General features: G+C 71.2%; 1 pseudogene. It reads right to left on the bottom strand.

From position 1 onward, the window contains the following. A pseudogene (locus RB628_RS43070) lies at positions 1–264 on the bottom strand (site-specific DNA-methyltransferase); the annotation flags it as partial.

The following is a 264-nucleotide window of genomic DNA, read 5'->3' as shown; positions in this document are numbered from 1 at the left end:
ACCCGCCCTTGCGGGGCCGGCTGGCGGGCTTGATCCAGGGGATCGTGCCGCTCCAGGTCCAGCCCGCCATCTGCAGGGCGTCGCTGGTGGTCGGCTCCTGGCGCCAGTCGGAGAAGACCATGGCGACGGAGTGCTCGGTCGCGGCCCGGTACGCCTCGGTGAGCAGCGCGGTCAGCCAACTCCGGTACGAGCGCTGGTCGCGGTTTTCGCCGGGGAAGTTCTGCAGGTCGTGCGCCGATCCGCTGGTGACGTACTTGGCGCGGG

The organism is Streptomyces sp. ADMS, assembly GCF_033441795.1.
GTDB lineage: Bacteria > Actinomycetota > Actinomycetes > Streptomycetales > Streptomycetaceae > Streptomyces.
The sequence above is the reverse complement of the archived record's forward strand: the minus strand, read 5'-3'. Positions and strand labels throughout refer to the sequence as shown.